Origin of the sequence: Pseudomonas sp. AD21, from assembly GCF_002878485.1 — a bacterium.
In the GTDB taxonomy this organism is placed as follows: domain Bacteria; phylum Pseudomonadota; class Gammaproteobacteria; order Pseudomonadales; family Pseudomonadaceae; genus Aquipseudomonas.
In genome coordinates, this window is record NZ_NQYG01000073.1 from 1 (window position 1) to 24360 (window position 24360).

General features: G+C 60.2%; 22 protein-coding genes, 2 tRNA genes and 2 pseudogenes. 9 read left to right on the forward strand and 17 right to left on the reverse strand.

What is annotated here, in order from left to right:
* The 8 genes and pseudogenes from PseAD21_RS29905 to PseAD21_RS26065 form a co-directional block, all read right to left on the reverse strand.
* Window positions 1–404, reverse strand: a pseudogene (locus tag PseAD21_RS29905) (hypothetical protein); the annotation flags it as partial.
* Entirely contained in the window at window positions 379–1164 is a 786-nt protein-coding gene (locus PseAD21_RS26035; RefSeq protein WP_102358639.1) for a transporter substrate-binding domain-containing protein, read from the reverse strand. The gene PseAD21_RS26035 and the pseudogene PseAD21_RS29905, both read right to left, overlap by 26 nt.
* 58 nt (window positions 1165–1222) lie before the next feature.
* Window positions 1223–2092: a copper homeostasis membrane protein CopD gene (gene copD, locus PseAD21_RS26040; protein ID WP_102358640.1), complete on the reverse strand. Its 870-nt coding sequence runs from the start codon at window positions 2090–2092 to the stop codon at window positions 1223–1225.
* 3 nt (window positions 2093–2095) lie between these two features.
* Window positions 2096–2470, reverse strand: coding sequence for a copper homeostasis periplasmic binding protein CopC (copC, locus tag PseAD21_RS26045; protein WP_102358641.1), 375 nt, complete (start codon window positions 2468–2470; stop codon window positions 2096–2098).
* Window positions 2471–2501: 31 nt separating this feature from the next.
* Window positions 2502–3320, reverse strand: a complete 819-nt coding sequence (locus PseAD21_RS26050) for a copper resistance protein B (protein WP_256588268.1) — start codon at window positions 3318–3320, stop codon at window positions 2502–2504.
* Between the two features lie 59 nt (window positions 3321–3379).
* Entirely contained in the window at window positions 3380–5086 is a 1707-nt protein-coding gene (locus tag PseAD21_RS26055; RefSeq protein WP_102358642.1) for a copper resistance system multicopper oxidase, read from the reverse strand.
* A gap of 53 nt (window positions 5087–5139) precedes the next feature.
* Window positions 5140–6411 carry a hypothetical protein gene (locus PseAD21_RS26060; RefSeq protein ID WP_102358643.1) on the reverse strand — a complete coding sequence of 424 codons (1272 nt, stop codon included), beginning with the start codon at window positions 6409–6411 and terminating at the stop codon, window positions 5140–5142.
* A gap of 125 nt (window positions 6412–6536) precedes the next feature.
* Window positions 6537–7007 (reverse strand): hypothetical protein, encoded by a 471-nt coding sequence (locus PseAD21_RS26065; protein ID WP_098964677.1) that lies wholly within the window; start codon window positions 7005–7007, stop codon window positions 6537–6539.
* A 164-nt stretch (window positions 7008–7171) separates the two neighbouring features.
* Here PseAD21_RS26065 and PseAD21_RS26070 point away from each other — a divergent pair, with 164 nt between their 5' ends.
* Both PseAD21_RS26070 and PseAD21_RS26075 read left to right on the forward strand, forming a co-directional pair.
* Window positions 7172–7837, forward strand: coding sequence for a ribonuclease T2 (locus PseAD21_RS26070; RefSeq protein ID WP_102358644.1), 666 nt, complete (start codon window positions 7172–7174; stop codon window positions 7835–7837).
* A 187-nt stretch (window positions 7838–8024) separates the two neighbouring features.
* Window positions 8025–9593: a diguanylate cyclase gene (locus PseAD21_RS26075; protein WP_102358645.1), complete on the forward strand. Its 1569-nt coding sequence runs from the start codon at window positions 8025–8027 to the stop codon at window positions 9591–9593.
* Window positions 9594–9681: 88 nt separating this feature from the next.
* Here PseAD21_RS26075 and PseAD21_RS26080 read toward each other — a convergent pair whose 3' ends face one another.
* Both PseAD21_RS26080 and PseAD21_RS26085 read right to left on the reverse strand, forming a co-directional pair.
* Window positions 9682–9987 (reverse strand): hypothetical protein, encoded by a 306-nt coding sequence (locus PseAD21_RS26080; RefSeq protein ID WP_102358646.1) that lies wholly within the window; start codon window positions 9985–9987, stop codon window positions 9682–9684.
* An 89-nt stretch (window positions 9988–10076) separates the two neighbouring features.
* A complete protein-coding gene (locus PseAD21_RS26085) occupies window positions 10077–10661 on the reverse strand; it encodes a GNAT family N-acetyltransferase (RefSeq protein WP_102358647.1) in 585 nt (194 codons plus the stop codon).
* 127 nt (window positions 10662–10788) lie between these two features.
* On the opposite strand from PseAD21_RS26085, the gene xth reads away from it, so the two are divergent.
* Both xth and PseAD21_RS26095 read left to right on the forward strand, forming a co-directional pair.
* Window positions 10789–11583 carry an exodeoxyribonuclease III gene (gene xth, locus PseAD21_RS26090; protein ID WP_102358648.1) on the forward strand — a complete coding sequence of 265 codons (795 nt, stop codon included), beginning with the start codon at window positions 10789–10791 and terminating at the stop codon, window positions 11581–11583.
* Window positions 11584–11683: 100 nt separating this feature from the next.
* Window positions 11684–12511 (forward strand): arylamine N-acetyltransferase, encoded by an 828-nt coding sequence (locus PseAD21_RS26095; RefSeq protein ID WP_102358649.1) that lies wholly within the window; start codon window positions 11684–11686, stop codon window positions 12509–12511.
* Window positions 12512–12513: 2 nt separating this feature from the next.
* On the opposite strand, the gene PseAD21_RS26100 is transcribed toward PseAD21_RS26095, so the two are convergent.
* Window positions 12514–12846, reverse strand: a complete 333-nt coding sequence (locus PseAD21_RS26100; protein ID WP_102358650.1) for a BrnA antitoxin family protein — start codon at window positions 12844–12846, stop codon at window positions 12514–12516.
* A 3-nt stretch (window positions 12847–12849) separates the two neighbouring features.
* Window positions 12850–13135: pseudogene (locus PseAD21_RS26105) on the reverse strand (BrnT family toxin).
* 252 nt (window positions 13136–13387) lie between these two features.
* Here PseAD21_RS26105 and PseAD21_RS26110 point away from each other — a divergent pair.
* Entirely contained in the window at window positions 13388–14914 is a 1527-nt protein-coding gene (locus tag PseAD21_RS26110; RefSeq protein ID WP_102358651.1) for a nucleobase:cation symporter-2 family protein, read from the forward strand.
* Between the two features lie 118 nt (window positions 14915–15032).
* Here the strand turns inward: PseAD21_RS26110 and PseAD21_RS26115 are convergent.
* Window positions 15033–15108: transfer RNA gene (locus tag PseAD21_RS26115), tRNA-Asn, on the reverse strand.
* Between the two features lie 228 nt (window positions 15109–15336).
* On the opposite strand from PseAD21_RS26115, the gene PseAD21_RS26120 reads away from it, so the two are divergent.
* Window positions 15337–15567, forward strand: a complete 231-nt coding sequence (locus tag PseAD21_RS26120; RefSeq protein WP_102358652.1) for a hypothetical protein — start codon at window positions 15337–15339, stop codon at window positions 15565–15567.
* Here PseAD21_RS26120 and PseAD21_RS26125 read toward each other — a convergent pair.
* Window positions 15564–15764, reverse strand: a complete 201-nt coding sequence (locus PseAD21_RS26125) for a hypothetical protein (RefSeq protein ID WP_102358660.1) — start codon at window positions 15762–15764, stop codon at window positions 15564–15566. The two genes, PseAD21_RS26120 and PseAD21_RS26125, sit on opposite strands and share 4 nt — an antisense overlap.
* Window positions 15765–15989: 225 nt before the next feature.
* The gene (locus PseAD21_RS26135; protein WP_102358653.1) at window positions 15990–17186 is read right to left on the reverse strand and encodes an amino acid aminotransferase; all 1197 of its coding nucleotides are present in this window, start codon (window positions 17184–17186) and stop codon (window positions 15990–15992) included.
* Between the two features lie 337 nt (window positions 17187–17523).
* Between PseAD21_RS26135 and uvrB the strand changes: the two genes are divergently transcribed.
* Window positions 17524–19539: an excinuclease ABC subunit UvrB gene (gene uvrB / locus PseAD21_RS26140; RefSeq protein WP_102358654.1), complete on the forward strand. Its 2016-nt coding sequence runs from the start codon at window positions 17524–17526 to the stop codon at window positions 19537–19539.
* 116 nt (window positions 19540–19655) lie between these two features.
* On the opposite strand, the gene PseAD21_RS26150 is transcribed toward uvrB, so the two are convergent.
* Together PseAD21_RS26150 and PseAD21_RS26155 are read right to left on the reverse strand one after the other, a co-directional pair.
* The gene (locus tag PseAD21_RS26150; protein WP_178082169.1) at window positions 19656–21146 is read right to left on the reverse strand and encodes an MDR family MFS transporter; all 1491 of its coding nucleotides are present in this window, start codon (window positions 21144–21146) and stop codon (window positions 19656–19658) included.
* 49 nt (window positions 21147–21195) lie between these two features.
* Complete coding sequence (locus tag PseAD21_RS26155) at window positions 21196–22245, reverse strand: HlyD family secretion protein (protein WP_102358657.1); 1050 nt, start codon at window positions 22243–22245, stop codon at window positions 21196–21198.
* Between the two features lie 228 nt (window positions 22246–22473).
* Here PseAD21_RS26155 and gltX point away from each other — a divergent pair, with 228 nt between their 5' ends.
* Window positions 22474–23955, forward strand: coding sequence for a glutamate--tRNA ligase (gene gltX / locus PseAD21_RS26160; protein ID WP_102358658.1), 1482 nt, complete (start codon window positions 22474–22476; stop codon window positions 23953–23955).
* Between the two features lie 203 nt (window positions 23956–24158).
* A tRNA-Ala gene (locus PseAD21_RS26165) sits at window positions 24159–24234 on the forward strand.
* Window positions 24235–24360: the final 126 nt, after the last annotated feature.

Genomic DNA, 24360 nt, shown 5'->3' on the forward strand with positions numbered 1-24360 from the left:
TGCCAGCAGAGTGTGTGTTGTCTGCGAGTCAGTCTTCGCGAGCAAGCCCGCTCCCACAATTGATCTTCGTTGCTTTGAGCATTGAGTTCGCTTAACTGATCGGCGTTAGCCCATCTCGGGCGCCTTTTTTTTGTGCCTGCCGCGTTACAGGTAGTGCTTGAAGCTCCCCACCATTTTCTCCACCGCCGGCCCGACAAACTATTCCTTTCCTTGTCGTACAGGTCGATGTGGCTCGCGCCTTCAATCAGAATCAACTCCTTCGGCTCCAACGCCTTCTCGATCGCCAGTTCGCTGAAGTAACGGGTGTCGGCTTCAGAACGGGAGCTATCGTCCTGACCGCCGCGCCGGACAGCCAGGCCAGTGAAGCGCTGAAACCGCTTACTGCGGCACAGCCAACCATTCACCAATGATCTTCTGATAAGTGCCGGTGACTTTGCTCAGGTGCAGCCACTGATCGACGTACAACTTCCAGCTGATGTCATCGCGCGGCAGCAGGTAAGCCTTCTCGCCGTACTGCATGTACTGGTGCGGATTCACCGCGCACAAACCGGGTTTGAGTTTCTGCTGGTACAGCGCTTCCGAGGCGTCGGTGATCATCACGTCGGCCTTGTTGTCGAGCAACTGCTGGAAGATCGTCACGTTGTCGTGCAGGGCCAGTTGCGCCTTGGGCAGCAGGGCGTGGACGAAGGCTTCGTTGGTGCCGCCCGCGGGTTCGACCAGGCGCACGTTGGGCTGGTTGATCTGCTCGAGGTTCTGGTACTTGGTTTGATCGGCGCAGCGCACCAGCGGGATCTTGCCGTCGCTGTCGAGGGTGTTGCTGAAGTAGGCTTTTTTCTGCCGCTCCAGGGTGACCGAGATGCCGCCCATGCCGATGTCGCACTTGCCGGCCTGCATGTCTGGCGTCAGGGTTTTCCAGGTGGTCTGCACCCATTCCACTTTGACCCCGAGGCTGGCGGCCAGCGAGCGCGCCATGGCGATGTCGATACCTTCGAAGTCGCCGTCGCTGCGCTTGAAGGTGTAGGGCTTGTAGTCGCCGGTGGTGCAGACGCGCAGTTGGCCTTGTTGCTGGATGCTGTCGAGGTGCGAAGGCGTTTCCTGGGCCTGAACGCCCGCGGCCAAGGTCAGCGCGCCGCAAAGGATCAGGGTGCTTTTTAGAATTGTCATCGAAATCGGGCTTCTGAAGAGGACGGTGAGCCAGTGTAGTGAAATGCCTTCGCGGGTGTCATCCCGCGTCCGGGCTCAACGTGCCGAGCCACGCCACCAAGGCGACGATCAGCAGGGCCATGCCCAGTTCCAGCAGCACGCTGCGTCTTAGCGCATTCGCCGCGACGACGTGCTGCTCATCGCGTACTGATCGTTCCAGCGCAGGCCCAAGGTGAAAGCGGTTCAGCGCGGCCAGCACCAACATCCCGGCAAACAGCAGAACCTTGATTGCCAGCAACATCCCGTAGGTGCCGAATAGCATGTCATCCAGCTTCGGGCCGACGATGAACAGGTAATTCACCACGCCAGTGATCGACAGCGTCAGCACAATCGCCGCGCCGACCCATTCGAAGCGTTTCACTGCATCAGCCAACAGGCGAATCCGCGTTTCATCCACACGGCCACGGACCAGCAACACCAGCGCCAACATGCCCCCCAACCATGCACCCGCCGCCAGCAGATGGAGGATGTCGCTGAGGAAATGCCAGGCCCGCAGCAGCCCCTCATCCATCGCCCCGTGTCCGCTCCACGCGAGAGAGGCGAGGGCGATCGCTCCGGCAATCGACGCGATCCAGAAAACCGGCCGGATCAGCACCACGATCAGCACCACCAGGCGCACCACCCACGCCGCCCCGACATCCGTTTCCAGCAGCATCATCTGCAGGTGCGGCCACAGCGCGGCGAACTCGGTTTCGCCGCTCATGGCGCTGGTCATCAGCAACAATCCAGTCACAGACAGCAGCGCCCCGAGCAACGCCAACCCACGCAACATCGGGCCAAACCGCAGGACGACGTTACCGCTGTACAGCGCAAACAACGCCATCCCGAACAACAGCAGCAAATCCACATACAACGCCAGACGCAGGATGATGTTGCTCAGTTCAATCATCGCTCACTTCACTTTGAACATGACGTTGCCGGTGATCGGGTGCGTGTCGGACGACACCGCGCGCCACTCGACCTTGTAGGTGCCGACAGGCAGCGGGTCGAGCGGGGTGACGAGCATGGTTTTCGGGTCGCTGCCGGCGCTGATCCTGGCCTTCATCGGCATCGGCGAATGGGCCATGCCGGGCATCTCGGTCATCACCAGTTTGGCGCCGGAGAACTGGGTCAGCAGGTTCTCGGAAAAGTGCAGTTCGATCTTGCCGGGTGCTGCGCCGTCGGCGCCGTCGGCCGGGGTCGATGACAGCAGTTTCGGGTGGGCCTGGGCGAGGGTGCTCAAGAGCAATCCGCTGGCGAGTACAAGGGTGATATTCGACGTGCGCATGCAAGACCTCTGGGTTGTTTTCTAATGGGATTCAGAACCACATCCGCACGCCAAGCACGAGGCGCGCTTCGCTGCGATCCTCGCCTTCTTCGCGAGCATAATCGGCGGTGTTGCCGTAGGTGCGGTTCCACGTCACGCCGATGTACGGCGCAAATTCACGGCGGATTTCATAGCGCAGGCGCAGACCCGCTTCGGTGTTCGACAGACCGGAGCCGAGGCCCCGTTGCGGGTCGTTCTTGCCGTAGACGTTGAGTTCGGCGGTGGGCTGCAGGATCAGCCGGTTGGTCAACAGAATGTCGTAGTCGCCCTCCAGCCGTACCGCGCTTTGCCCGCCCTCACCGAGAAACGCGGTGGCCTCGGCCTCGAAGTTGTACAGCGCCATGCCCTGCAAACCGAACGCGGCCCAGGTTTGCGGCGCGCCGGGTTTGAAGTCCTGGCGCACGCCGCTGACCACGTCCCACCACGGTGAAATGGCGTGGCCCCACAAGGCCTGGATCTCGGCGTCCTCGGTCTTGCCGTTGCTGCGTTCGCCTTCCGAACGCAGCCACAGGCGATCGATGTCGCCGCCGATCCAGCCAGACAGATCCCAGGCCAGCGTGCTGCCGTCATCGGCGTCCTGCCATTCGAGTTTGTCGGCAAGGAAGTACGTGTTGATTGCACTGTCATGCACCTGATGGCCGCCGGGACTGACGAACACGGCGGCGCGGTCGGCGTCGGTCAGCACCGGGATCGGCGTGCGGCTTTCAGTCGGCGCGGGTGGCTGCATCATGCCGTCGTCCATGCTTTGCATCGAGTGATCCATGCCGGGCATCTGGCTGTGATCCATGCCCGGCATGTCGTTGGCCGCCATGGCGCCTGTGCCGATGAGCAACACGCAGAACGCTGCGATTCGAGTCATGATCGGCCCCTTCATTCTTCCACCCGCACTTCGCGGAACATGCCCATTTCCATGTGATAGAGCAGATGGCAGTGATAGGCCCAGCGGCCCAATGCATCGGCTGTCACCCGGTAACTGCGGCGGGTGCCGGGCGGCATGTCGATGGTGTGTTTGCGCACCTGGAAGTTGCCGTTTTGGTCTTCCAGATCGCTCCACATACCGTGCAGGTGGATGGGGTGGGTCATCATTGTGTCGTTGACCAACACCAGGCGAATGCGCTCGCCGTACTTGAGGCGCAGCGGCTCGGCGTCGGAGAACTTGATGCCGTTGAACGACCAGGCGAATTTCTCCATGTGCCCGGTCAGGTGCAGCTCAATCGTGCGGCCGGGGTCGCGGCCGTCCGGGTCTTCGAAGGTGCTGCGCAGGTCGGCGTAGGTCAGCACGCGGCGACCGTTGTTGCGCAGACCGAGGCCAGGGTCATCGAGTTTGGGGGTGGTGCTCATGGCTTGCATGTCCACCAGCGGATTGTCTTTCTCGCTGGCGGGGTGGGATTGCATCGGGCCTATCGCCGAGTGATCCATGCCCGCCATGTCGCTCATGTCCATCGAGCCGTGATCCATACCGCCCATGCCCATGTCGTCCATGGTCACCAACGGACGTGGGTCCAGCGCAGGCACCGGGGCTGACAAACCGGCACGCGTTGCCAGGGTGGCGCGGGCGTAACCGGTGCGGTCCATGGCCTGGGCGAACAGGGTGTGGGCCTCGGCGGCGGGTTCGACGATCACGTCGTAGGTTTCCGCCACCGCGATGCGCAGCTCATCGACGCTGACCGGTTTGACGTGCAAGCCGTCCGCCGCGACCACGGTCATTTTCAGTCCGGGAATGCGCACATCGAAATAGGTCATGGCCGAGCCGTTGATCAGGCGCAGGCGCAGTTTTTCGCCGGGGCGAAACAGCCCGGTCCAGTTGGAGTCGGGGGTGTGGCCGTTGATCAGGAAGGTGTAGGTCGCGCCACTGACGTCAGCGATGTCGGTAGGGTTCATCTTCATTTCGGCCCACATGGTGCGGTCGGCGACGGTGGCGCTCCAGCCTTTTTCGCTGACGTCGTCGATGAAATCGCCGACGGTGCGCTTGTGGTAGTTGTAGTAGTCGGACTGCTTTTTCAGGGTCTTCATCAGGCTGGCCGGGGCTTCGTCGGTCCAGTCGCTGAGCATCACCACGTAGTCGCGGTCGTACTGGAACGGCTCCGGTTCCTTGGCGTCGATCACCAGCGGCCCGTAGACTCCGGCCTGTTCCTGCAACCCGGAATGGCTGTGATACCAGTAGGTGCCGTGCTGCCGCACCTTGAACTGGTAGACGTACACGCCACCCGGTTCGATGCCATGGAAACTCAGGCCCGGCACGCCGTCCATGTTGGCCGGCAGCAGGATGCCGTGCCAGTGAATCGAGGTGCTGTCCTTGAGCCGGTTGCGCACCCGCAGCGTCACCGTATCGCCCTCGCGCCAGCGCAGCAGCGGGCCGGGCAGACTGCCGTTGATGGTCAGCGCGGTGCGTGGGCTGCCGGTGAAGTTGACCGGGGTTTCGCCGATGAACAGCTCGAACTCGCTGCCGCTCGGTTGGTTGATCTGCCCCGATTCGCTTAGCGCCCAGACCGGCGCGCGCCACAGGCCGAGGCCGCCGAGCAGGCCGCTGGCGGCGAGGCCTTTGACGAAGGTGCGTCTTGAAGTGGTGGAAGGCATGCGCTGGAAGTCCCCGTTTGACACATGACGGGGAGGCTAACCAGCGCTGGCTTTCAGTTGGCTGAGAGGGGGATTACAGTTTTGACAGGTTCAGCTGTCTGCTCACTCAAGCGTTTGAATTCCAGCGCTCGTGATGATGCGTGAATGGGTTTTAAAACAGCTGAGCGCAAGTGCTCCCAGCCCACGACGTGTTCAGCGCGCTGTTGCCAGGTGAGCGCACGTGCAAGTCCGGGGCGCAACGGTTTCTGGGTCACCTTGCTGTTGCGTGTGGCAATGCAGAAACCTGTGTAGCGAGGCAGGTCATACAGGTTCAAGCGCAACAAATCTCTGCTGCACAACAGCAAGATGTCGCCGAAGGCGAACAATGGAAACGCCGTGACTTCGACCTTTTTCTTTTCATTGAGTCTGGTTCGCCACTCTCTGTTATCTACGTCGCCGAGGCTGATGCTTTCATCCAGAATGAAACGCGCCGGCATTTGACGGATAGCCAGGTTTCCGGCGGCTGCGTAGGTGATGCTTGGCATTGCTCCAGGTGATAGAAGAAGAAACGCGCTGAACAGCACCAGTGCTGTTGCGATGCCATAAGCGATACGCGCAAAGACATGACCTTTACTGATGTAAAAAATGAAAACCGGAACGAGGCTCAAAACGAGTGTGCCTAAGCAGAGTAATCCGACGACCATTACTGCGTCAGCGTTATCTTCGCCGACGTAAGTCGAGAGAATTAATAAGGTCGGGAGTGAAGCGAAGAGAACGGCAAGGCCGACGATGCTACCGATAAGGAGTCGAAAGAAATTTTTCTCCCAGCCCAGCATTTTTTCGGTGTTTTGGTTGAAGATTTTTCGAAAGGGTTTGAACAGGAAAAGCGCGGAGTAGGCGAGCAGGGTTACCAAAAAGACTGTCAGCATCGAAATCCCGGCACTGAATCTTTCAGGAAAAATGAAAAGTAGAATAGTAAAAGTAAAAAAGCCAGAGCACAGAGGAAGTAGCAGCCAACTAGCGATTCGATTGTGTTTTTTGGGTACTTTATCGAACATCGACACCGTGATGCCGTAAAAACAAGCGCTGGCGGAGAGTACGACCAGATAGCCGATCATGATCAGCACAATTAATTGCAGCCAGATGGCAAGCACCGATTTGGCATCGATACTCGGCAGGAAAAGATCTGTACGACCAATCGCACGGGTATAGATATACAGCCCAAGGATCGCCAGGCCTGCACCAAGGAGGCCCAGCGTGACGGTGATCTGGCTCCAGTAATCAAGAACCCGTTTGAAATTGCGTTTAAAGAATTGCGTAAGCGGCGTTACGGTCAAAGCATCCATGCGGTCAGGTTTTCCAATGGGTTGGACTAGTGGTCCTGTAACGACAAGCGGCCAGAATCCTTTAGGAAATCTGGCCGTTGAGTGTGGCGGATCGAGCACTCAGTCTTGATGGTGGCAGAGAGTACCTAAAGCCCCAGTCCTTCCTGCACCACCTGCAACAGGTTGTTTTCGGTCAGCGCGATGGCATCCAGCTCCTGACCGGTTTCCACCGTCTGCAACCACCAATGACTTTCGTGGTGTTCATCGACGGTGCGCAGCAGATAGGTGTTGCGCTCGGGCAGGGTGATCTGCACGCGCCCGGCGCCGTCCTCGGTAAAACGCGCGATGGGATCAAATGTCAGGGTTTGTTGGTTGGCCTCTATCACCAATTGGTCGATCGCGTAATCGTGGCTTTCGCCATCGGGCGAGCTTTCGCAAACGTGGGTCGGATTGCGGCGGATTTTCAGGCCGACTTCGGTGACTGGCTGCAGCCAGGCCTCGATGCGGTGGTACAGATCGTAGACCTGCGCCGGCCAGCAATCGATCTCCAGCGCGGCATCCGCGTGGGTATGCCGGGTTTGCTTGAGTTTGGCGGCCAGTTCGTCTGCTTTACTCATTTCGGATCCCTTGGTTTGATGTCTGCCTGTTAATCGTAGACCTTTCAACGGCGTACGGCGTTGCCTTGCGTCATGCGCTTGCAACACAAGCGTGTCGAAATCAGCGCTGGCCAGCCTGGCCAGGATCGAAAACCACGGACGCAGGCGTCCCAAGGAGCGGGTACATGAAAAAGCTGTTTACAATTCTGGCGCTGATCGCGCTGACGGCCGGTAGCATCGGCCTGAGTTCGGCGCGTCAGTCGCACGCCAGCAAAGTGCAAACGGAGGCGGTGGCGGGGCAGTTCGATTACTACCTGCTGACGTTGTCCTGGTCACCGACGTTCTGCCTGACCCATAAAGATGACGTGCAATGTTCCGGCAAGGGCTACGGCTTCGTGCTGCACGGTTTGTGGCCGCAATATGCCAACGGTGGCTGGCCGGAATCCTGCCCACCGCTGACCATGCTGACGGCGGCGGAAACCAGCAAGGGCCTGACGCTGTTCCCGACCAAGAAACTGCTCGACCACGAATGGTCCAAGCACGGTACCTGCAGCGGTCTGGGTGCGATGGGTTATCTGGATGAAGCGGACAAAGCCGTCGGCGCGGTGAAAATCCCCCAAGAGCTGCAACCGTTCAGCAGCTCCTACTACTTTGAAGCCCAGGAAATCGCCGACCTTTTCCGCAAGGCCAACCCGGGGATTCCAGCGGATGGTATCGCGGTAGTCTGCAGCGGTCCGGAACTGTCGGAAGTGCGGGTGTGCATGGGCAAGGATCTGCAGTTCGGCGCCTGCGGCAAGGGCGTGAAGACCCAGTGCCGGGCGGGGGATATTCGGGTGCCGCCGTCGCGTTGATTACACACAACACCAGAACTGAAAAATAAATCGACGCGTGAGGTCATCCAAATCCCTCACGCGCCGATACAACTGGGCAGGAATGTGTTGGCGCTGCTGGTTTGCCGTGCGCATTCCGGTGGGCTACGCTCACGAAAAGTAAGGGTTTCGGGCTGCGGCCCCTGTCGTACCTGCCCAGGACACGTTTTTGCCAATCCCCATTCACGACCCGCATCAGACTCCCGGCACGCTTAAACGCTTGCCGCTGCGCAAGGCGGCAGCGTTGTTCATCGTTGCGGTGTGCCTGTGCCTGTCCGGCTTGCTCTATTTGCAACTGGAGCAGACGCGGCGCCAGGATCTGGCAAACGCGCAGATCGCCTCCACCAACCTGACCCGGGCCATGGCGCAGCAGGCCGAAGACACCTTTCTGGCCGCCGACCTGGTGCTCACCAGTCTGGCCGATTGGGTCGAGGACGATGGTTACGGCGCCGCGCAACGACCGCGTCTGCAAAAAACCTTCGCCCGTCGGGTGCAGCAACTGGAACAACTGCACGGCATGTTCCTGTTCGACCGCGAGGGGCAGTGGGTGATTACCTCGTTTCCCGACTTGCCCCGTGGCGACGGCGTGGTCGACCGCGAATACTTCAAGTTTCACCAGCAGAACGTTTCCACCGTGGCGCACATCGGCCGGGCGATTCGCAGCCGCGAGAATGGCGAGTGGATCATCCCGATCTCGAAACGCATCAACGACCGCGACGGCAATTTTCAGGGCGTGCTGATGGCCGGGATCAAGATGGCGTACTTCGACCGGTTCTTCAAAAGCTTCAGCCTCGATGACAACGGCATCATGTTCCTCGGACTCAAGGACGGCACCCTGCTGGCGCGGCGGCCGTTTGACGAAAGCCTGATCGGTTCGTCGCTGGCGCAAGGCAAGATTTACCAGAAACTGCTGCCCGAAGCCCCCGCCGGCACCGCGATGATCCGCTCAGTGGTCGATGGCGTGGTGCGTTTGTACGGTTATCGGCAGTTGGGCTCGTACCCGCTGGTAGTCGCGGCGGCGTCATCGCGCGACACGATTCTCAAGGGTTGGTATGAGCGGGCCTTTCAGTCCAGCGTGATCGTCGCGCTGGTGATCCTTGGCGTTGGCTTGTTTGGCTGGGTGTTCATTCATCAGGTGCGCGACGGCGAGCGCATCGAGAAGAACCTGCGCAAGGCGCAACGGGCGCTGGAGCAGATCGCAACCCATGACAGCCTGACGGGGCTGGCCAATCGGAGACTGTTCGAGCGCTCACTGGAGATCGAATTTGCCCGTGGCGCGCGGCAGTCGAGTCCGGTCGGCCTGATCATGCTCGATATCGATTTCTTCAAACGCTACAACGATGCCTACGGCCATGTGGCGGGCGACCATTGCCTGACTCAGGTGGCCCTGGCGTTGAAGAGTTGCTGTCAGCGTAAAGCCGATCTGGCAGTGCGTTATGGTGGCGAGGAATTCGCGGTGCTGCTGCCGGACACTGACATCAACGGCGTGCTGGCGATTGCCGGGCAGATTCGCCGCAGCGTGATGGACAAGCGCATCACCCACAGCGGTTCGCCGACCGGGTATCTGACGGTGAGTCTGGGCTGTTACTCGTTTATTCCCCGCGGCAATGACAGCCTGGAAGTATTTATCCAGCGGGCCGACGCGGCGTTGTATCAGGCGAAGAATGCCGGACGCAATCGCGCGGCGGTGTTGTCGCTGGAGGCGGAGGTTGCCGAGTTGATGCGTTCGGATCGCTGAGGTTTTCGCGATCAACTGTGGCGAGCGAGCGAGCGAGCCGCCGTCGCCACAGTTTCATGTCTAACTACCAACCATCACGCCGGTTCATTCAGCTGCCCGAGCCACCGCCCGCGCCGCCAGTCCCGCCGCCTGCCGCACCGGTTCCGCCGCCAGCGCCCGAGCCCGATCCCATGGCGCCGCCGTTGGTGCCGGTGCCGTTGCCAGAACCGGGACTGCCAGCGCCGTTACTGCCGGCAGGCGCGCCCGGGGTGTTGTCCGGTGGCTTGGGCGTGCTTTTGTTGACGTCGGGGTTGGTGCCGGAGGTGGCGGAACTGTCGTTCGCCGCAAAGCTGGCGGCCGAGGCGCTGGCGAGCAGGCCGGCGAGCAACAAAGAGGTGAGTGTGTGCATTGTCATGGTACGTCTCCAGAAAGGGTCGGTTACCTGAATTTGGTCTGACACCGGTCGCGGTTGGTGCCGATTGGCTGACGAGCGGTTAACGAACCTCAGCGTCGCTCGTCCGCCAGTTTCTGCTCCAGCGCCAGGCGCACCTGCGGCCACTCGTCATCGATGATGCTGAAGCGCACCGAGTTGCGCTTGCGCCCGTCCGGCATGATCCGCTCGTGGCGCACGATGCCTTCCTGCTGCGCACCGAGGCGCAGGATCGCGTCGCGCGATTTCTGGTTGTTCTCGTCCGTGGTGAACTGCACCCGCACGCAGTCGAGCACCTCGAAGGCATGGCGCAGCATCAGGTACTTGGCTTCGGTGTTGACGAAGGATTTCTGCCAGCGCGCGGCGATCCAACTGCTGCCGATTTCCAGTTTGCGATTGAGCGGATCGATCTTCCAGAAACGGGTCGAGCCGATCACTTCGCCGTTGTCCTTCAACACAATCACAAACGGCATGACCGTGCCGGCGTCGCGGCCGTCGAGGGCCTTTTTCAGGTAGCTGTCGACGGTGCTCGCAGACGGCACCACGGTGACGGTGAGGTTCCACAGCTCGCCGTCGGCGGCCGCGTGGAGCAGGGCGTTGGCGTCGCTGTACTGAAGCGGGCGCAGGAGGAGGCGCGGGCCTTGCAGCGTGGTGAGCATGGGTGCAGGTCTCGGCAGATCGGGCGGGTGGCGAGCGCCTATTAGGCCGCAGCCGGATGATCCGATGCAACCACCGTCGTCAGCCCAAGGTCACAATCTTCACACGTTGTTTGCCGGAGCCTGGACGATGAAAAACCTGCGGATCGCCACCTTCAACGTCAACGGCTTGCGTGCGCGGCTGCCGAACCTGCTGGAATGGCTCAAGCGCGAGCAGCCGGACATCGCGTGCCTGCAGGAACTCAAGTCGGTGGACAGTGCATTCCCTGTTGCCGAATTGGAGGCGGCGGGTTACGGCGCGACCTGGCAGGGTCAGGCGTCATGGAACGGGGTGGCGATCCTCGCCCGCGATGCGCAACCGCTGGAAAGCCGCCGTGGTTTGCCGGGCGACCCCGAGGATAAGCACAGCCGCTATCTGGAGGCGGCGGTGCACGGTGTGCTGGTCGGGTGCCTGTACCTGCCCAACGGCAACCCGCAACCGGGACCCAAATTCGACTACAAACTGGCCTGGTTCGAGCGCTTGATCCGCTACGCGAAAGACCTGCAAAGCAGCGATCATCCGGTGGTGCTGGCCGGTGATTACAACGTGGTGCCTACCGACATGGACATCTACAATACGCGCTCCTGGCTCAAGGATGCGTTGCTGCAACCCGAGAGCCGCGAGTGTTATCAACGCTTGCTGGCGCAGGGCTGGAGCGATTCGCTGCGACACCTGTATCCCGACGATCGCCTCTACACGTTTTGGGATTATTTCCGCCAGCACTGGCAAACCAACTCCGGCCTGCGCATCGATCATCTGCTGCTTAACCCGGCACTCAGTCCGTATCTACACGAGGCTGGGGTAGATGCGTGGGTACGCAATGAGCCACATGCCAGCGACCATGCCCCGACCTGGATTCGCATCGGTTCACGCAAACGTCGGTAGCGGTGATTGGCGAAATCAATTGTCGGACTCAGGGGGCAATCCCGTATACATGTCGGCCATCGGCGCAGCGATCCGCGGCCACATGCAAAAGGACTGAGCAATGAGCGAGCCACGTCTGGCGAATCCGGCGTTGTACCTGCAACGCCTGGGGTTCGATGCCCCACCGGCACCGACCCTGGAAACCCTGCGGCAATTGCAGTTGCGCCATACCGGGGTCTTTGCCTTCGAGAACCTGTCGACGATCACGGGCGCGCCGGTGCTGATCGATCTGGCATCGGTCGAGCAAAAAGTCCTGAACGGTGGCCGTGGTGGCTACTGCTACGAACTGAACAATCTGTTTCTGACGTTGTTGCTGGAATTGGGCTTCGAGGCGCGTGGCATCTCGGGGCGCGTGGTGCTGGCGCAGCCCGAAGGCACGTGGACGGCGCGCACCCATCGCTTGAGTCTGGTGATCATCGATGGCGAGCGCTACATCACCGATGTCGGCTTCGGCGGCATGGTGCCGACCGCGCCGCTGCTGCTCGATATCGAGGATGCACAGCCGACGCCGCACGAGTCCTATCGCATCGAAAAACAGGCCGACGGCTACATGCTGCGCGCCGATGTCGCGGGCGAGTGGCGGTCGATGTACCTGTTTGATCTGCAACGCCAGGAAGATATCGATTACACCCTCGGCAACTGGTATGTCTCGACCCATCCCGAGTCACCGTTTGCCAAGCGGTTGATGGTCGCGCGTACTGGCGATGGCTGGCGTCGGACACTGAACAACGGCAGCTTCGCGATTCATCACATGGGCGCCGAGAGTGAGCGGCGCGAAGTGGCGGATGTCGATGAACTGATTGAAGTGCTGGAGCAAGAGTTCGATCTGCGTCTGCCTGACCAGCCACAGGTGCGCCAGTCGCTGGCGCGGATGCTCGTGCCCGTCTGATTTCAGGGCTTGGCTTCCGGCTCCAGAACCCGGCGGATTTCCCCGACCGCCGCCGACAGCTTTTTTTCCAGACTCTTGAGGTCGGCGGCGGTAATCCCCTGCTTGAAATGCCCGGCGTGCGGCACGTCGGGCTGCTGCGGTTTGCTTTCAGCCTCCAGCAGGGCGTGGCGCAAGGTGTTGTTGATGACCGTCTGATAACCGAACCCTTCATTTTCCGCCACGCTGCGGGCGGCTTCGATGACGGCGTCGTCGAGCATGATGGTGATGCGGGTCTTGCCCTTGTTGGGCGCCAGAGCGCCGCGTTTGCCCTGCGAGAAGTCATATTCATCTTTCATCGGTCAAGCCTCCAGAAAGTAAGCGCAACATTCGCTCGGTGTAGCGACACGTGCAGAAATGATTCGAACGACATTGGCTTCGCGATAACTGTACGCAACCACCAGCAAACGCCCTTTGCCATCGAGACCGAGGGTGATCCAGCGCTGTTCGTCATGGTCGTTGTCCTCAATCCGTCAGGGCGCGTTCGTCGTGAAAGACCGGCTCGGTCTCGGCAAGGCTGACGCCCCTGTGCTTGAGTTTGTTGGCTGCGTTCTTGCTTTTGTCGAACTGAATTTCGAATGGCTTAATTATGCATAATTTATATGTATAAAAAGAGCGCTCATGCACCGCTGGTCGCCATGAACACTTCAGCCTGGTGCGATAAAAACGGGGGCAGGAGGGGATGTGTTGCCGGATTTGTGGGAGATGGAGGTGGCGAGATAGAAGGTTGGGTGGCTACCTATCCATTATGTGACCGGCAAGTTGTATACAACTCTATGGACATTTGTCACGAGTATTGAATACAGTGTGCGCATAACAAAAACCAGGGAACCCCCCAACATGAAAACGCCCCATGTTTCACACCAACGGCCCGAGGACGAAAATCTCGGGGTCGGCGCGAATATGGCTTACGGCCTGCAACATGTTCTGACGATGTATGGCGGTATCGTCGCGGTGCCACTGATCATCGGTCAGGCGGCCGGCCTGTCGCCGGCGGACATTGGTTTGTTGATTGCTGCTTCATTGTTTGCGGGGGGGCTGGCGACACTGCTGCAAACCCTGGGTCTACCGTTTTTTGGCTGTCAGTTGCCGCTGGTGCAGGGCGTGTCGTTCTCGGGTGTGGCGACCATGGTCGCAATCGTCAGCAGTGGCGGGGAGGGCGGCTTTCAGTCGGTGCTGGGGGCGGTAATTGCCGCGTCGTTGATCGGCTTATTGATCACGCCGGTGTTCTCGCGCATCACCAAGTTCTTCCCGCCGCTGGTGACCGGCATCGTGATCACCACCATCGGCCTGACGCTGATGCCGGTGGCCGCGCGCTGGGCCATGGGTGGCAACAGTCACGCGCCGGACTTCGGCAGCATGCAGAACATCGGTCTGGCGGCGGTAACGCTGGTGCTGGTGTTGCTGCTGAGCAAGGTCGGCAGTTCGACCATCTCGCGCCTGTCGATCCTGTTGGCCATGGTGATCGGTACGGTGCTGGCGGTGTTCCTCGGCATGGCCGACTTCTCCGGTGTCGCTCAAGGGCCGATGTTCGGCTTCCCGACACCGTTCCCCTTCGGCATGCCGCCCTTCCACTTCGCCGCCATCCTGTCGATGTGCATCGTGGTCATGGTGACCCTGGTGGAAACCTCGGCAGACATCCTGGCGGTCGGTGAAATCATCGGCACCAAGGTCGACTCCAAGCGCCTCGGTAACGGACTGCGCGCAGACATGCTGTCGAGCATGTTTGCGCCGATCTTCGGTTCGTTCACCCAAAGCGCGTTCGCCCAGAACGTCGGGCTGGTGGCAGTGACCGGGATCAAGAGCCGTTATGTGGTGGCCACTGGCGGTATCTTCCTGGTGATTCTCGGCCTGCTGCCGTTCATGGGACGGGTGATTGCGGCGGTGCCGACCTCGGTGCTCGGCGGTGCCGGTATTGTGCTGTTCGGCACAGTGGCAGCGAGCGGCATCCGCACGCTGTCGAAGGTGGATTACCGCAACAACGTCAACCTGATCATCGTCGCGACGTCGATCGGCTTCGGCATGATCCCGATTGCCGCGCCGAACTTCTACGATCATTTCCCAAGCTGGTTCGCGACCATTTTCCATTCGGGCATCAGCTCGTCGGCGATCATGGCGATCGTGCTGAACCTGACCTTCAACCACTTCACCGCCGGCAACTCGGATCAGCAGTCGGTGTTTGCCGCAGCGGAAGAGCGGACCCTGCGCTATCGCGATCTGGCGGCGCTGCGTGAAGGCGATTACTTCAGTGACGGCAAGCTGCATGATTGCGATGGCAAGGAAGTGCCGGTGATCGAGGTCGATTCGGATCATGACCATGGTCACGGTGCGCCGAAGACGCAGATGAAGAGCGGCGAACACGTCTGACCGCTGATGGCATGAAAAAGGCCGATCTGGAGACAGATCGGCCTTGTTCGTTTTGCAGCGGATTTTCGATCATCCACAAAAAAGCCCCTGAATCTTTCGATTCAGGGGCTTTGCTATTTGGCTCCACAACCTGGACTCGAACCAGGGACCCAATGATTAACAGTCATTTGCTCTACCAACTGAGCTATTGCGGAATTGGTGCGTATGTTACTGATTCAAAAAGAGAAGTCAAGCATTGGGTGTGAAGTTTCTGGTTTTATCAGGACGGACGGTGATTTGTCAGTGATTAGCGATTACCAGAACCGCCTCATACGTCTACCATGGTCGCCCGGAAGTGGTCACACGCGCTGCCGGCCATTCGCCGAAAAGGTACGCGCCATGAATCAATCCGTTCTCGTTTCCCGTCCAGACGAGGTGTTCGCATGAGCATCGCGCAAATCAGCCTGCCCAAAGGGGTCGGCCCGCACGCCGAGAAACTCTTCGACGCGATCACTCAGGCCAGCACCACTGAAGAATTGAACCGTGCTGGCGGCAAGGCCGAAGGGTTTGTGCTGGGCCTGGAAAGCACCAAGGCGATAAAAAGCCAGATCGCCGAATCGCTATACGTCGCTTATGACGATGCGGCCAGTCAGCGCGCGAGCGAGCTGGCTTAACTGCCGAAGGTGATCGTGCCTAGCAGCAACTTGGCGTAAGCCGCCGTGGCGGCCAGTTGCACCAGCCACAGGGCCAGGCCACCGAGAAACACCCCTGCTGCGACTTGCAGCACCAGGCTTTTTTCGCGTTTGGCCGATGCGCGGGGGATGAAATCATCCAGATCGTCACGGTCGGCGCGCAGGTTGTCGTTTTTCATTGGGTTTCTCACAAAATTCTGAGGTGTACACATTAACCTGTAGGAGTGAGCCTGCTCGCGATAGCGGTGTGTCAGACAGTGATGATGAGCCTGACGAGACGCCATCGCGAGCAGGCTCACTCCTACAATGGGATTTATGTGCAGTCTAGAGGTTAAGCAGCGTTCATTCGGACAAATAAAAAACGGGAAGCCCCAGGGCTTCCCGTTTCTCATTGCAAAGCGCAATCAGATGACCTGAACGATCGCATCCGTTACCGCTTTGATGTTGCTCTGGTTCAGCGCGGCCACGCAGATGCGGCCGGTGTCCAGGGCGTAGATGCCGAACTCGTTACGCAGGCGATGCACTTGTTCAGTGGTCAGGCCGGAGTAGGAGAACATCCCGCGCTGACGGCCGACGAAGCTGAAGTCACGCTGCGGGGCTTTTTCGGCCAGCAGGGCAACCATCTGCTCGCGCATGCCACGAATGCGCAGACGCATTTCAGCCAGTTCGGCTTCCCACTGGGCGCGCAGTTCCGGGCTGTTCAACACAGCGGCGACGATGCTTGCACCGTGGGTCGGCGGGTTGGAGTAGTTGGTGCGGATCACGCGTTTGACCTGCGACAGCACGCGCGCGCTTTCTTCTTTCGACTCGCTGACGATCGACAGGGCGCCAACGCGCTCGCCGTACAGCGAGAACGACTTGGAGAACGAGCTCGAGACGAAGAACGTCAGGCCGGACTCAGCGAACAGACGCACAGCTGCGGCGTCTTCGTCGATGCCGTCGCCGAAACCCTGGTAAGCCATGTCGAGGAACGGCACGTGACCTTTGGCCTTCACCACTTCGAGCACGTTGTTCCAGTCCGCCGGGGTCAGGTCGACGCCGGTCGGGTTGTGGCAGCAGGCGTGCAGGATAACGATCGAGCCGTTCGGCAGGGCGTTGAGGTCTTCGAGCATGCCGGCACGGTTCACGTCGTGGCTGGCGGCGTCGTAGTAACGGTAGTTCTGCACCGGGAAGCCGGCGGTTTCGAACAGCGCGCGGTGGTTTTCCCAGCTCGGGTCGCTGATCGCCACGACGGCGTTCGGCAGCAGTTGCTTGAGGAAGTCGGCACCGATTTTCAGTGCGCCGGTTCCGCCGACGGCCTGAGTGGTGACGATCCGACCGGCAGCGATCAGCGGCGAGTCGTTACCGAACAGCAGCTTTTGCACCGCCTGGTCGTAGGCCGCGATGCCGTCGATCGGCAGGTAGCCACGGGAGGCGTGCTGAGCAGCGCGAATGGTTTCGGCTTCGATCACGGCGCGCAGCAGGGGAATTCGCCCCTCTTCGTTGCAGTACACACCGACGCCCAGGTTGACCTTGGTGGTCCGGGTATCGGCGTTGAATGCTTCGTTGAGGCCCAGGATTGGATCGCGGGGTGCCATTTCGACAGCGGAGAACAGGCTCATTATTACGGCGGCTCTGAATGGATAATGGAGGGACGTGTGGCGCTCCAGCCGAATGCACTAGAGCGGTGCACAAACGGGGAGCTAGTATAGAGGCCATCACTGAGCAATGGCGACAGGCGATTAGGTTTTTCGGCCAAGTTTTTCCGATTATTTTTTGACCGTTAGTCGATTGGTCTTGTCGCAGACTTTACCGGATGTAGGACGTTTGCCTTGAAAGGTGAGGCAATCGACTCCACATTGAGCACAATCTTCGTTTTTCCTTGGGCGACAACGGTCGTTTGCGGTCATCCCCGTGACTCGACTGTTTTCTGCGCGAGCCGCGATCCCAGAGGTGTGTATGTCCGAATTCCAGCTAGTCACCCGCTTCGAGCCCGCCGGCGATCAGCCGCAAGCCATTCGCCAACTGGTCGAGGGCATCGAAGCCGGGCTGGCGCACCAGACGCTGCTCGGTGTGACCGGCTCGGGCAAGACCTTCAGCATCGCCAACGTCATCTCGCAAGTGCAGCGCCCGACGCTGGTGCTGGCGCCGAATAAAACCCTCGCCGCGCAGCTTTATGGTGAGTTCAAGGCGTTTTTCCCGAACAACGCCGTCGAATACTTCGTGTCTTACTACGACTACTACCAGCCTGAAGCCTATGTGCCTTCGTCCGACACCTTCATCGAGAAGGACGCGTCGATCAACGATCACATCGAGCAGATGCGCCTGTCCGCGACCAAGGCGTTGCTCGAACGCAAGGACGCGATCATCGTCACCACGGTGTCGTGCATCTACGGCTTGGGCAGCCCGGAAACCTATCTGAAGATGGTGTTGCACGTCGATCGCGGCGACAAACTCGATCAGCGCGCATTGCTGCGGCGTCTGGCCGACTTGCAATACACCCGCAACGACATGGATTTCGCCCGGGCGACGTTCCGTGTGCGTGGCGACGTGATTGACATCTATCCGGCCGAATCCGATCTGGAAGCGATCCGCATCGAGCTGTTCGACGATGAAGTGGAGAGCATTTCCGCGTTCGACCCGTTGACCGGCGAAGTCATCCGCAAGATGCCGCGCTTCACCTTCTACCCGAAGAGCCACTATGTGACGCCGCGCGAAACCCTGCTCGACGCTATCGAACACATCAAAGTTGAATTGCAGGAGCGCCTCGAATACCTGCGCAGCAATAACAAACTGGTGGAGGCCCAGCGCCTGGAGCAGCGCACCCGTTTCGATCTGGAGATGATTCTCGAGCTGGGTTACTGCAACGGCATCGAAAACTACTCGCGCTACTTGTCCGGACGCCCGGCCGGTGCCGCGCCACCAACGCTCTACGATTACCTGCCGGCCGACGCCTTGCTGGTGATTGACGAATCCCACGTCAGCGTGCCGCAAGTCGGCGCGATGTATAAGGGCGACCGCTCGCGTAAAGAGACGTTGGTGGAATACGGTTTCCGTCTGCCGTCGGCGCTGGACAACCGGCCGATGCGCTTTGATGAATGGGAAGGGGTCAGCCCGCAGACCATTTTCGTCTCGGCGACGCCGGGAAACTACGAGGCCGAGCACGCCGGGCGTGTGGTCGAGCAAGTGGTGCGCCCGACCGGTCTGGTCGATCCGCAAGTCGAGGTGCGTCCGGCGCTGACCCAGGTCGATGACCTGCTCTCGGAAATCACCAAGCGCGTAGCGGTTGAGGAGCGGGTGCTGGTTACCACGCTGACCAAGCGCATGGCCGAAGACCTCACCGATTACCTCGCCGATCACGGTGTGCGCGTGCGTTATCTGCACTCGGACATCGACACCGTCGAGCGGGTCGAGATCATCCGCGACCTGCGCCTGGGCACCTTCGATGTGCTGGTGGGGATCAACCTGCTGCGCGAAGGCCTGGACATGCCGGAAGTGTCGCTGGTGGCGATCCTCGATGCCGACAAGGAAGGCTTCCTGCGTTCCGAGCGTTCGCTGATCCAGACCATTGGCCGCGCGGCACGGAACCTCAATGGCCGGGCGATTCTCTACGCTGACCGTATCACCGGCTCGATGGAGCGGGCGATCGGCGAAACCGAGCGTCGTCGCGACAAGCAGATCGCCTTCAACCTGGAAAACGGCATCACCCCCAAAGGTGTGTTCAAGGACGTCGCCGATATCATGGAAGGCGCCACCGTGCCGGGCTCGCGCAGCAAGAAGCGCAAGGGCATGGCCAAGGCTGCCGAAGAAAACGCCAAGTACGAAGCCGAACTGCGTTCGCCGAGTGAAATCACCAAACGTATTCGGGCGCTGGAAGAGAAGATGTATCAGCTGGCGCGGGATCTGGAGTTTGAAGCGGCGGCGCAAATGCGTGATGAGATTGCCAAACTGCGTGAGCGGCTTTTGGCTGTGTAAGGATGATCGTTCCCACGCTCTGCGTGGGAATGCAGCCCCGGACGCTCCGCGTCCGCTGTGACGCAGAGCGTCACCGGAGTCATTCCCACGCGGAGCATGGGAACGATCAGTTGCAGTTAGTGGGATTCACCAGCCTTCAATCCTTGCGGCAGTTTTTTGGTCAGCAAAATCGCCAACATGCTGATCCCCAGCGCAATCCCGACAAAGTGAAACGCATCGTTGTAGGCCATGATCAGTGCCTGCTGATGAACGATCTCGCTCAACTTGCCCAGCGCCGCCGTATCGCTGCCAAACCGGTCGGACATCGACGCCAGGCGCTCGGCCACCTGCGGATTGGTCGGCACCACCGCCTCACGCAAGTAATCGAAGTAAGTCTTGGTGCGTGCATCCAGCAGCGTGGCGAGCAGGGCGATGCCGATCGCGCCGCCGAGGTTACGCAGAATATTGAACAGGCTCGACGCCGACCCCGCGTCCTGCGGCAGGATGTACGCCGTGGCGATCAGTGAAATGGTCACCATGATCAGCGGTTGGCCCAGTGCGCGGATGATCTGGATCTGATTGAACTGCGGCCCGGCGAAATCCGGGTTAAGCACCCCCGACGAAAAACTCGCCAGCCCGAACAAGCCGAAGCCCAGCGTGCACAGCCATTTTGGCGAGACGAACTGCATCAGCTTCGGCACCAGCGGAATCAGGAACAGCTGCGGCACGCCCATCCACATGATCACTTCGCCGATCTGCAGGGCGTTGTAGTTCTGGATCTGCGCCAGATACAGCGGCAGCAGGTAAATCGACCCATACAACCCGACACCCATGCCCAGGCTGGAAATGCTCGACAGGCCGAAATTGCGATTGCGCAGGATGCCGAGGTTGATCAGCGGATTGGGCTTGGAAACCTGCACGATCACAAAGGTGATCAGGCTGATGAGGGCAATGCTGCCCAGGGTCACGATCAGGTTCGATTCGAGCCAGTCCTTGCGATGACCTTCTTCAAGAAACACCTGCAGGCACCCGAGGCCGATGCCGAGGGTGAGGATGCCGGTGTAGTCGGTGCTCTTCAGCAGTTCCCAGTGCGCTTCTTTCTTTTCCAGGCCGTACATCAGTCCGGCGATCATGATCAGCCCCGGCGGGATGTTGATGTAGAAGATGTATTCCCAGCCCCAGTTTTCCGTGAGCCAGCCGCCGAGGGTAGGGCCGATGGACGGGGCGAAGGTGGCGGTCATGGCGAACATCGCCATGCCTTTGGCGCGGTGGTGTTCGGGGAGTTTGATCAGGGTCAGGGTGAACGCCAGCGGGATCAGCGCGCCGCCGGTGAAGCCCTGCATGGCGCGAAACACGATCATGCTTTCGAGGCTCCAGGCCATCGAGCACAGCAAGGACGAAGCCAGAAACCCCAGCGACACCCACACTGCCAGCCGCCGCGCCGAGAGCAACTGCACCAGCCACGCGGTCAGCGGGATCATGATGATTTCCGCGACCAGGTACGAGGTGGAAATCCACGAGCCTTCTTCCAGCGTCGCCGACAGCGCGCCCTGAATATCTTTCAGGGAGGAGTTGGTGATCTGGATGTCGAGCACCGCCATGAACGCGCCGAGCATCACGCTCATCACCGCAATCCAATCGCGCCGGGTCGGTTCGCCGACCGGGCGGATCAGCGAATCACCGGCCATTGTCTGGGGCGTCTTTGATGTTCACGGTGGCGGTGACCGACATGCCCGGGCGGATTTTGCCGTGCAGCGGATTGTCAGCCTTGAACGTCAGTTTCACCGGAATCCGTTGCACGACTTTGGTGAAGTTGCCGGTGGCGTTGTCCGGCGGCAGCAGGCTGAACTGCGCACCCGAGGCGGCAAACAGGCTGTCGACCCGCGCTGCGATCGGGGTGTCGCTGTAGGCATCGAAGGTCAGCTCGGCTTTTTGTCCGGGGAGCATGTGGCCGATCTGGGTTTCCTTGAAGTTCGCCTGCACCCAGATGTCTTCGTCCGGGACGATCGACAACAAGTAAGCACCGGCCTGCACCACCTGACCATTGCGCGCGGCGCGCTGGCCAACCAGGCCGCTGATCGGCGCGTGGATTTCGCTGCGGGTCAGGTTGAGTTCGGCTTGGGCGAGGTCGGCGCGGGCGTTGGCGATCTGCGCGTCGAGGCGTTTGATTTCGGCGGTGAGGGCATTGACCTGCTGGCGCTGGCTCTGTGCATCGGCCTGCGCCTTGGCAACCTGCGAGCGGGCGATGTGGGTGTCGGCGGAAAGGGTGGTGACCCGCTCTTCAGAGACATAACCGGGTTTGCGCAGGGTTTCGGCGCGCGACAAGTCGATCTGCGAACGGCCGAGGGTGGCTTGGGTGGTCGCCACTTGTGCGTCGCTGGCGGCGATCAGGCTCGATTGCTGGGTCAGCTTGCTCTGGGCTTGCAGGCGTTCGGCTTCGCGGGTGGCGAGCGCCGCATTGGCGCGATCCACAGCCAGGCGGAAATCATTGGGTTCAAGGCGCACCAGCAGTTGGCCTTTTTCCACGTGTTGATTGTCCTGCACCAGCACTTCGTCGATGCGCGCGCCCAATTGGCTCGACACGCGGGTGATTTCGCCCTGGACATAAGCGTTGTCGGTGCTTTCATAAAAGCGTCCCTTGAAAAACCAATGGGCGAAGAAGCCCCCGGCGATCAACAGAACCAGTAACAGGAAAATAAACAGGCGACGCTTGAGTTGGGCAGGCATGGGCAAACTGTAGTCGAGGAATTGTAAGGAAAGTTATCAGGAGGCGAATCTGGCACGAAGCCGATAAGCGGTAAATGCCATCGGCTGATATTCGACCATTCGCCGCGCTCTATGGGCGTTACAGACGCAAACTTGGCTTAAATGCCCTGCCCGCTGGAGCGGGGCGGGTATCGCCTGTTACCATTCGCCGCTTGATTGTTTTGCTTTTCATTCTTTTCGAGACATGCCATGACCACCGTCCGCACTCGCATCGCGCCATCGCCTACCGGGGACCCCCACGTAGGTACCGCTTACATCGCATTGTTCAACTACTGCTTTGCCAAGCAGCATGGCGGTGAGTTCATCCTGCGCATCGAAGACACCGACCAGTTGCGTTCGACCCGCGAGTCCGAACAACAGATCTTCGACGCCCTGCGCTGGCTGGGGATCGACTGGAGCGAAGGCCCGGACGTCGGCGGCCCGCACGGTCCGTACCGCCAAAGTGAGCGTGGCGATATCTATCAGAAGTATTGCCAGCAACTGGTCGACATGGGGCACGCGTTCCCGTGCTTCTGCACCGCAGAAGAACTCGACCAGATGCGCGCCGAACAAATGGCGCGTGGCGAAACCCCGCGTTACGACGGCCGCGCGCTGCTGCTGTCCAAGGAAGAAGTCGCCGCGCGTCTGGCTGCTGGCGAACCGCACGTGATCCGCATGAAGGTGCCGAGCGAAGGCGTCTGCGTGGTGCCGGACATGCTGCGTGGCGATGTCGAGATCCCGTGGGATCGCATGGACATGCAAGTGCTGATGAAGACCGACGGTCTGCCGACGTACTTCCTCGCCAACGTGGTCGACGACCACCTGATGGGCATCACCCACGTGCTGCGCGGCGAAGAGTGGCTGCCGTCGGCACCGAAACTGATTCTGCTGTACGAGTATTTCGGCTGGGAACAACCGGAGCTGTGCTACATGCCGCTGCTGCGTAACCCGGACAAGAGCAAGCTGTCCAAGCGCAAGAATCCGACCTCGGTGACTTTCTACGAGCGCATGGGCTTCATGCCGGAAGCGATGCTCAACTATCTGGGCCGCATGGGCTGGTCGATGCCGGACGAGCGCGAGAAGTTCTCGCTGCAGGAAATGGTCGACAACTTCGACCTCAAGCGCGTATCGCTCGGCGGGCCGATCTTCGACATCGAGAAGCTGTCGTGGCTCAACGGTCAGTGGTTGCGTGATCTGCCGGTGGAAGAGTTCGCCGCACGTGTGCAGAAGTGGGCGTTCAACTCCGAATACATGATGAAGATTGCGCCGCTGGTGCAGGGCCGCGTGGAAACCTTCAGCCAGGTTGCACCGCTGGGCGGGTTCTTCTTTGCCGGTGGCGTGAACCCGGATGCCAAGCTGTTCGAATCGAAGAAGCTTTCGGGCGATCAGGTTCGCCAACTGATGCAGTTGATCCTGTGGAAGCTCGAAAGCCTGCGTCAGTGGGAGAAGGACAGCATCACCGCAACGATTCAGGCGGTGGTCGAGTCCCTCGAGCTGAAGCTGCGTGACGCGATGCCGCTGATGTTTGCCTCGATCACCGGTCAGGCAAGTTCGGTGTCGGTGCTCGATGCGATGGAAATCCTCGGGCCGGACCTGACGCGTTTCCGTCTGCGTCAGGCGATTGACCTGCTGGGCGGCGTGTCGAAGAAAGAAAACAAAGAGTGGGAAAAGCTGCTGGGCGCGATTGCCTAAGCACGTCTGACTCTGCAGGAACCGCCGAGGGCCGGGATCGATTGATTCCGGCCTTCGGCGTTTTTCCTCCGGATTTTCGGGGGGAGGGCGGTAAGTGATTGTTATGCCGACAAAAAACTTTGATTTTTTTCAAAAATAAGTTTGACAGGCTTTCGATAGGCCCTTAAGATTCGCCCCGTCCTCAGCGATGACATCAACGATGAGGGGCTATAGCTCAGCTGGGAGAGCGCTTGCATGGCATGCAAGAGGTCGACGGTTCGATCCCGTCTAGCTCCACCAATTTACACTTCGAAGCCTGGCCACACCGGCTTCGAAGCGATCAACACCAAGCGTTGATCAGTTGTATAGAAGGGTTTGCGTCCCCTTCGTCTAGTGGCCTAGGACACCGCCCTTTCACGGCGGTAA

What these genes read in the sequence shown, in the direction of transcription:
- PseAD21_RS26035 (WP_102358639.1), bottom strand. Translation starts at nt 1,164, where the DNA reads ATGACAATTCTAAAAAGCACCCTGATCCTTTGCGGCGCGCTGACCTTG.
- copD (WP_102358640.1), bottom strand. Translation starts at nt 2,092, where the DNA reads ATGATTGAACTGAGCAACATCATCCTGCGTCTGGCGTTGTATGTGGAT.
- copC (WP_102358641.1), bottom strand. Translation starts at nt 2,470, where the DNA reads ATGCGCACGTCGAATATCACCCTTGTACTCGCCAGCGGATTGCTCTTG.
- PseAD21_RS26050 (WP_256588268.1), bottom strand. Translation starts at nt 3,320, where the DNA reads ATGGCGGCCAACGACATGCCGGGCATGGATCACAGCCAGATGCCCGGC.
- PseAD21_RS26055 (WP_102358642.1), bottom strand. Translation starts at nt 5,086, where the DNA reads ATGCCTTCCACCACTTCAAGACGCACCTTCGTCAAAGGCCTCGCCGCC.
- PseAD21_RS26060 (WP_102358643.1), bottom strand. Translation starts at nt 6,411, where the DNA reads ATGGATGCTTTGACCGTAACGCCGCTTACGCAATTCTTTAAACGCAAT.
- PseAD21_RS26065 (WP_098964677.1), bottom strand. Translation starts at nt 7,007, where the DNA reads ATGAGTAAAGCAGACGAACTGGCCGCCAAACTCAAGCAAACCCGGCAT.
- PseAD21_RS26070 (WP_102358644.1), top strand. Translation starts at nt 7,172, where the DNA reads ATGAAAAAGCTGTTTACAATTCTGGCGCTGATCGCGCTGACGGCCGGT.
- PseAD21_RS26080 (WP_102358646.1), bottom strand. Translation starts at nt 9,987, where the DNA reads ATGACAATGCACACACTCACCTCTTTGTTGCTCGCCGGCCTGCTCGCC.
- PseAD21_RS26085 (WP_102358647.1), bottom strand. Translation starts at nt 10,661, where the DNA reads ATGCTCACCACGCTGCAAGGCCCGCGCCTCCTCCTGCGCCCGCTTCAG.
- xth (WP_102358648.1), top strand. Translation starts at nt 10,789, where the DNA reads ATGAAAAACCTGCGGATCGCCACCTTCAACGTCAACGGCTTGCGTGCG.
- PseAD21_RS26095 (WP_102358649.1), top strand. Translation starts at nt 11,684, where the DNA reads ATGAGCGAGCCACGTCTGGCGAATCCGGCGTTGTACCTGCAACGCCTG.
- PseAD21_RS26100 (WP_102358650.1), bottom strand. Translation starts at nt 12,846, where the DNA reads ATGAAAGATGAATATGACTTCTCGCAGGGCAAACGCGGCGCTCTGGCG.
- PseAD21_RS26110 (WP_102358651.1), top strand. Translation starts at nt 13,388, where the DNA reads ATGAAAACGCCCCATGTTTCACACCAACGGCCCGAGGACGAAAATCTC.
- PseAD21_RS26120 (WP_102358652.1), top strand. Translation starts at nt 15,337, where the DNA reads ATGAGCATCGCGCAAATCAGCCTGCCCAAAGGGGTCGGCCCGCACGCC.
- PseAD21_RS26125 (WP_102358660.1), bottom strand. Translation starts at nt 15,764, where the DNA reads ATGAAAAACGACAACCTGCGCGCCGACCGTGACGATCTGGATGATTTC.
- PseAD21_RS26135 (WP_102358653.1), bottom strand. Translation starts at nt 17,186, where the DNA reads ATGAGCCTGTTCTCCGCTGTCGAAATGGCACCCCGCGATCCAATCCTG.
- uvrB (WP_102358654.1), top strand. Translation starts at nt 17,524, where the DNA reads ATGTCCGAATTCCAGCTAGTCACCCGCTTCGAGCCCGCCGGCGATCAG.
- PseAD21_RS26155 (WP_102358657.1), bottom strand. Translation starts at nt 22,245, where the DNA reads ATGCCTGCCCAACTCAAGCGTCGCCTGTTTATTTTCCTGTTACTGGTT.
- gltX (WP_102358658.1), top strand. Translation starts at nt 22,474, where the DNA reads ATGACCACCGTCCGCACTCGCATCGCGCCATCGCCTACCGGGGACCCC.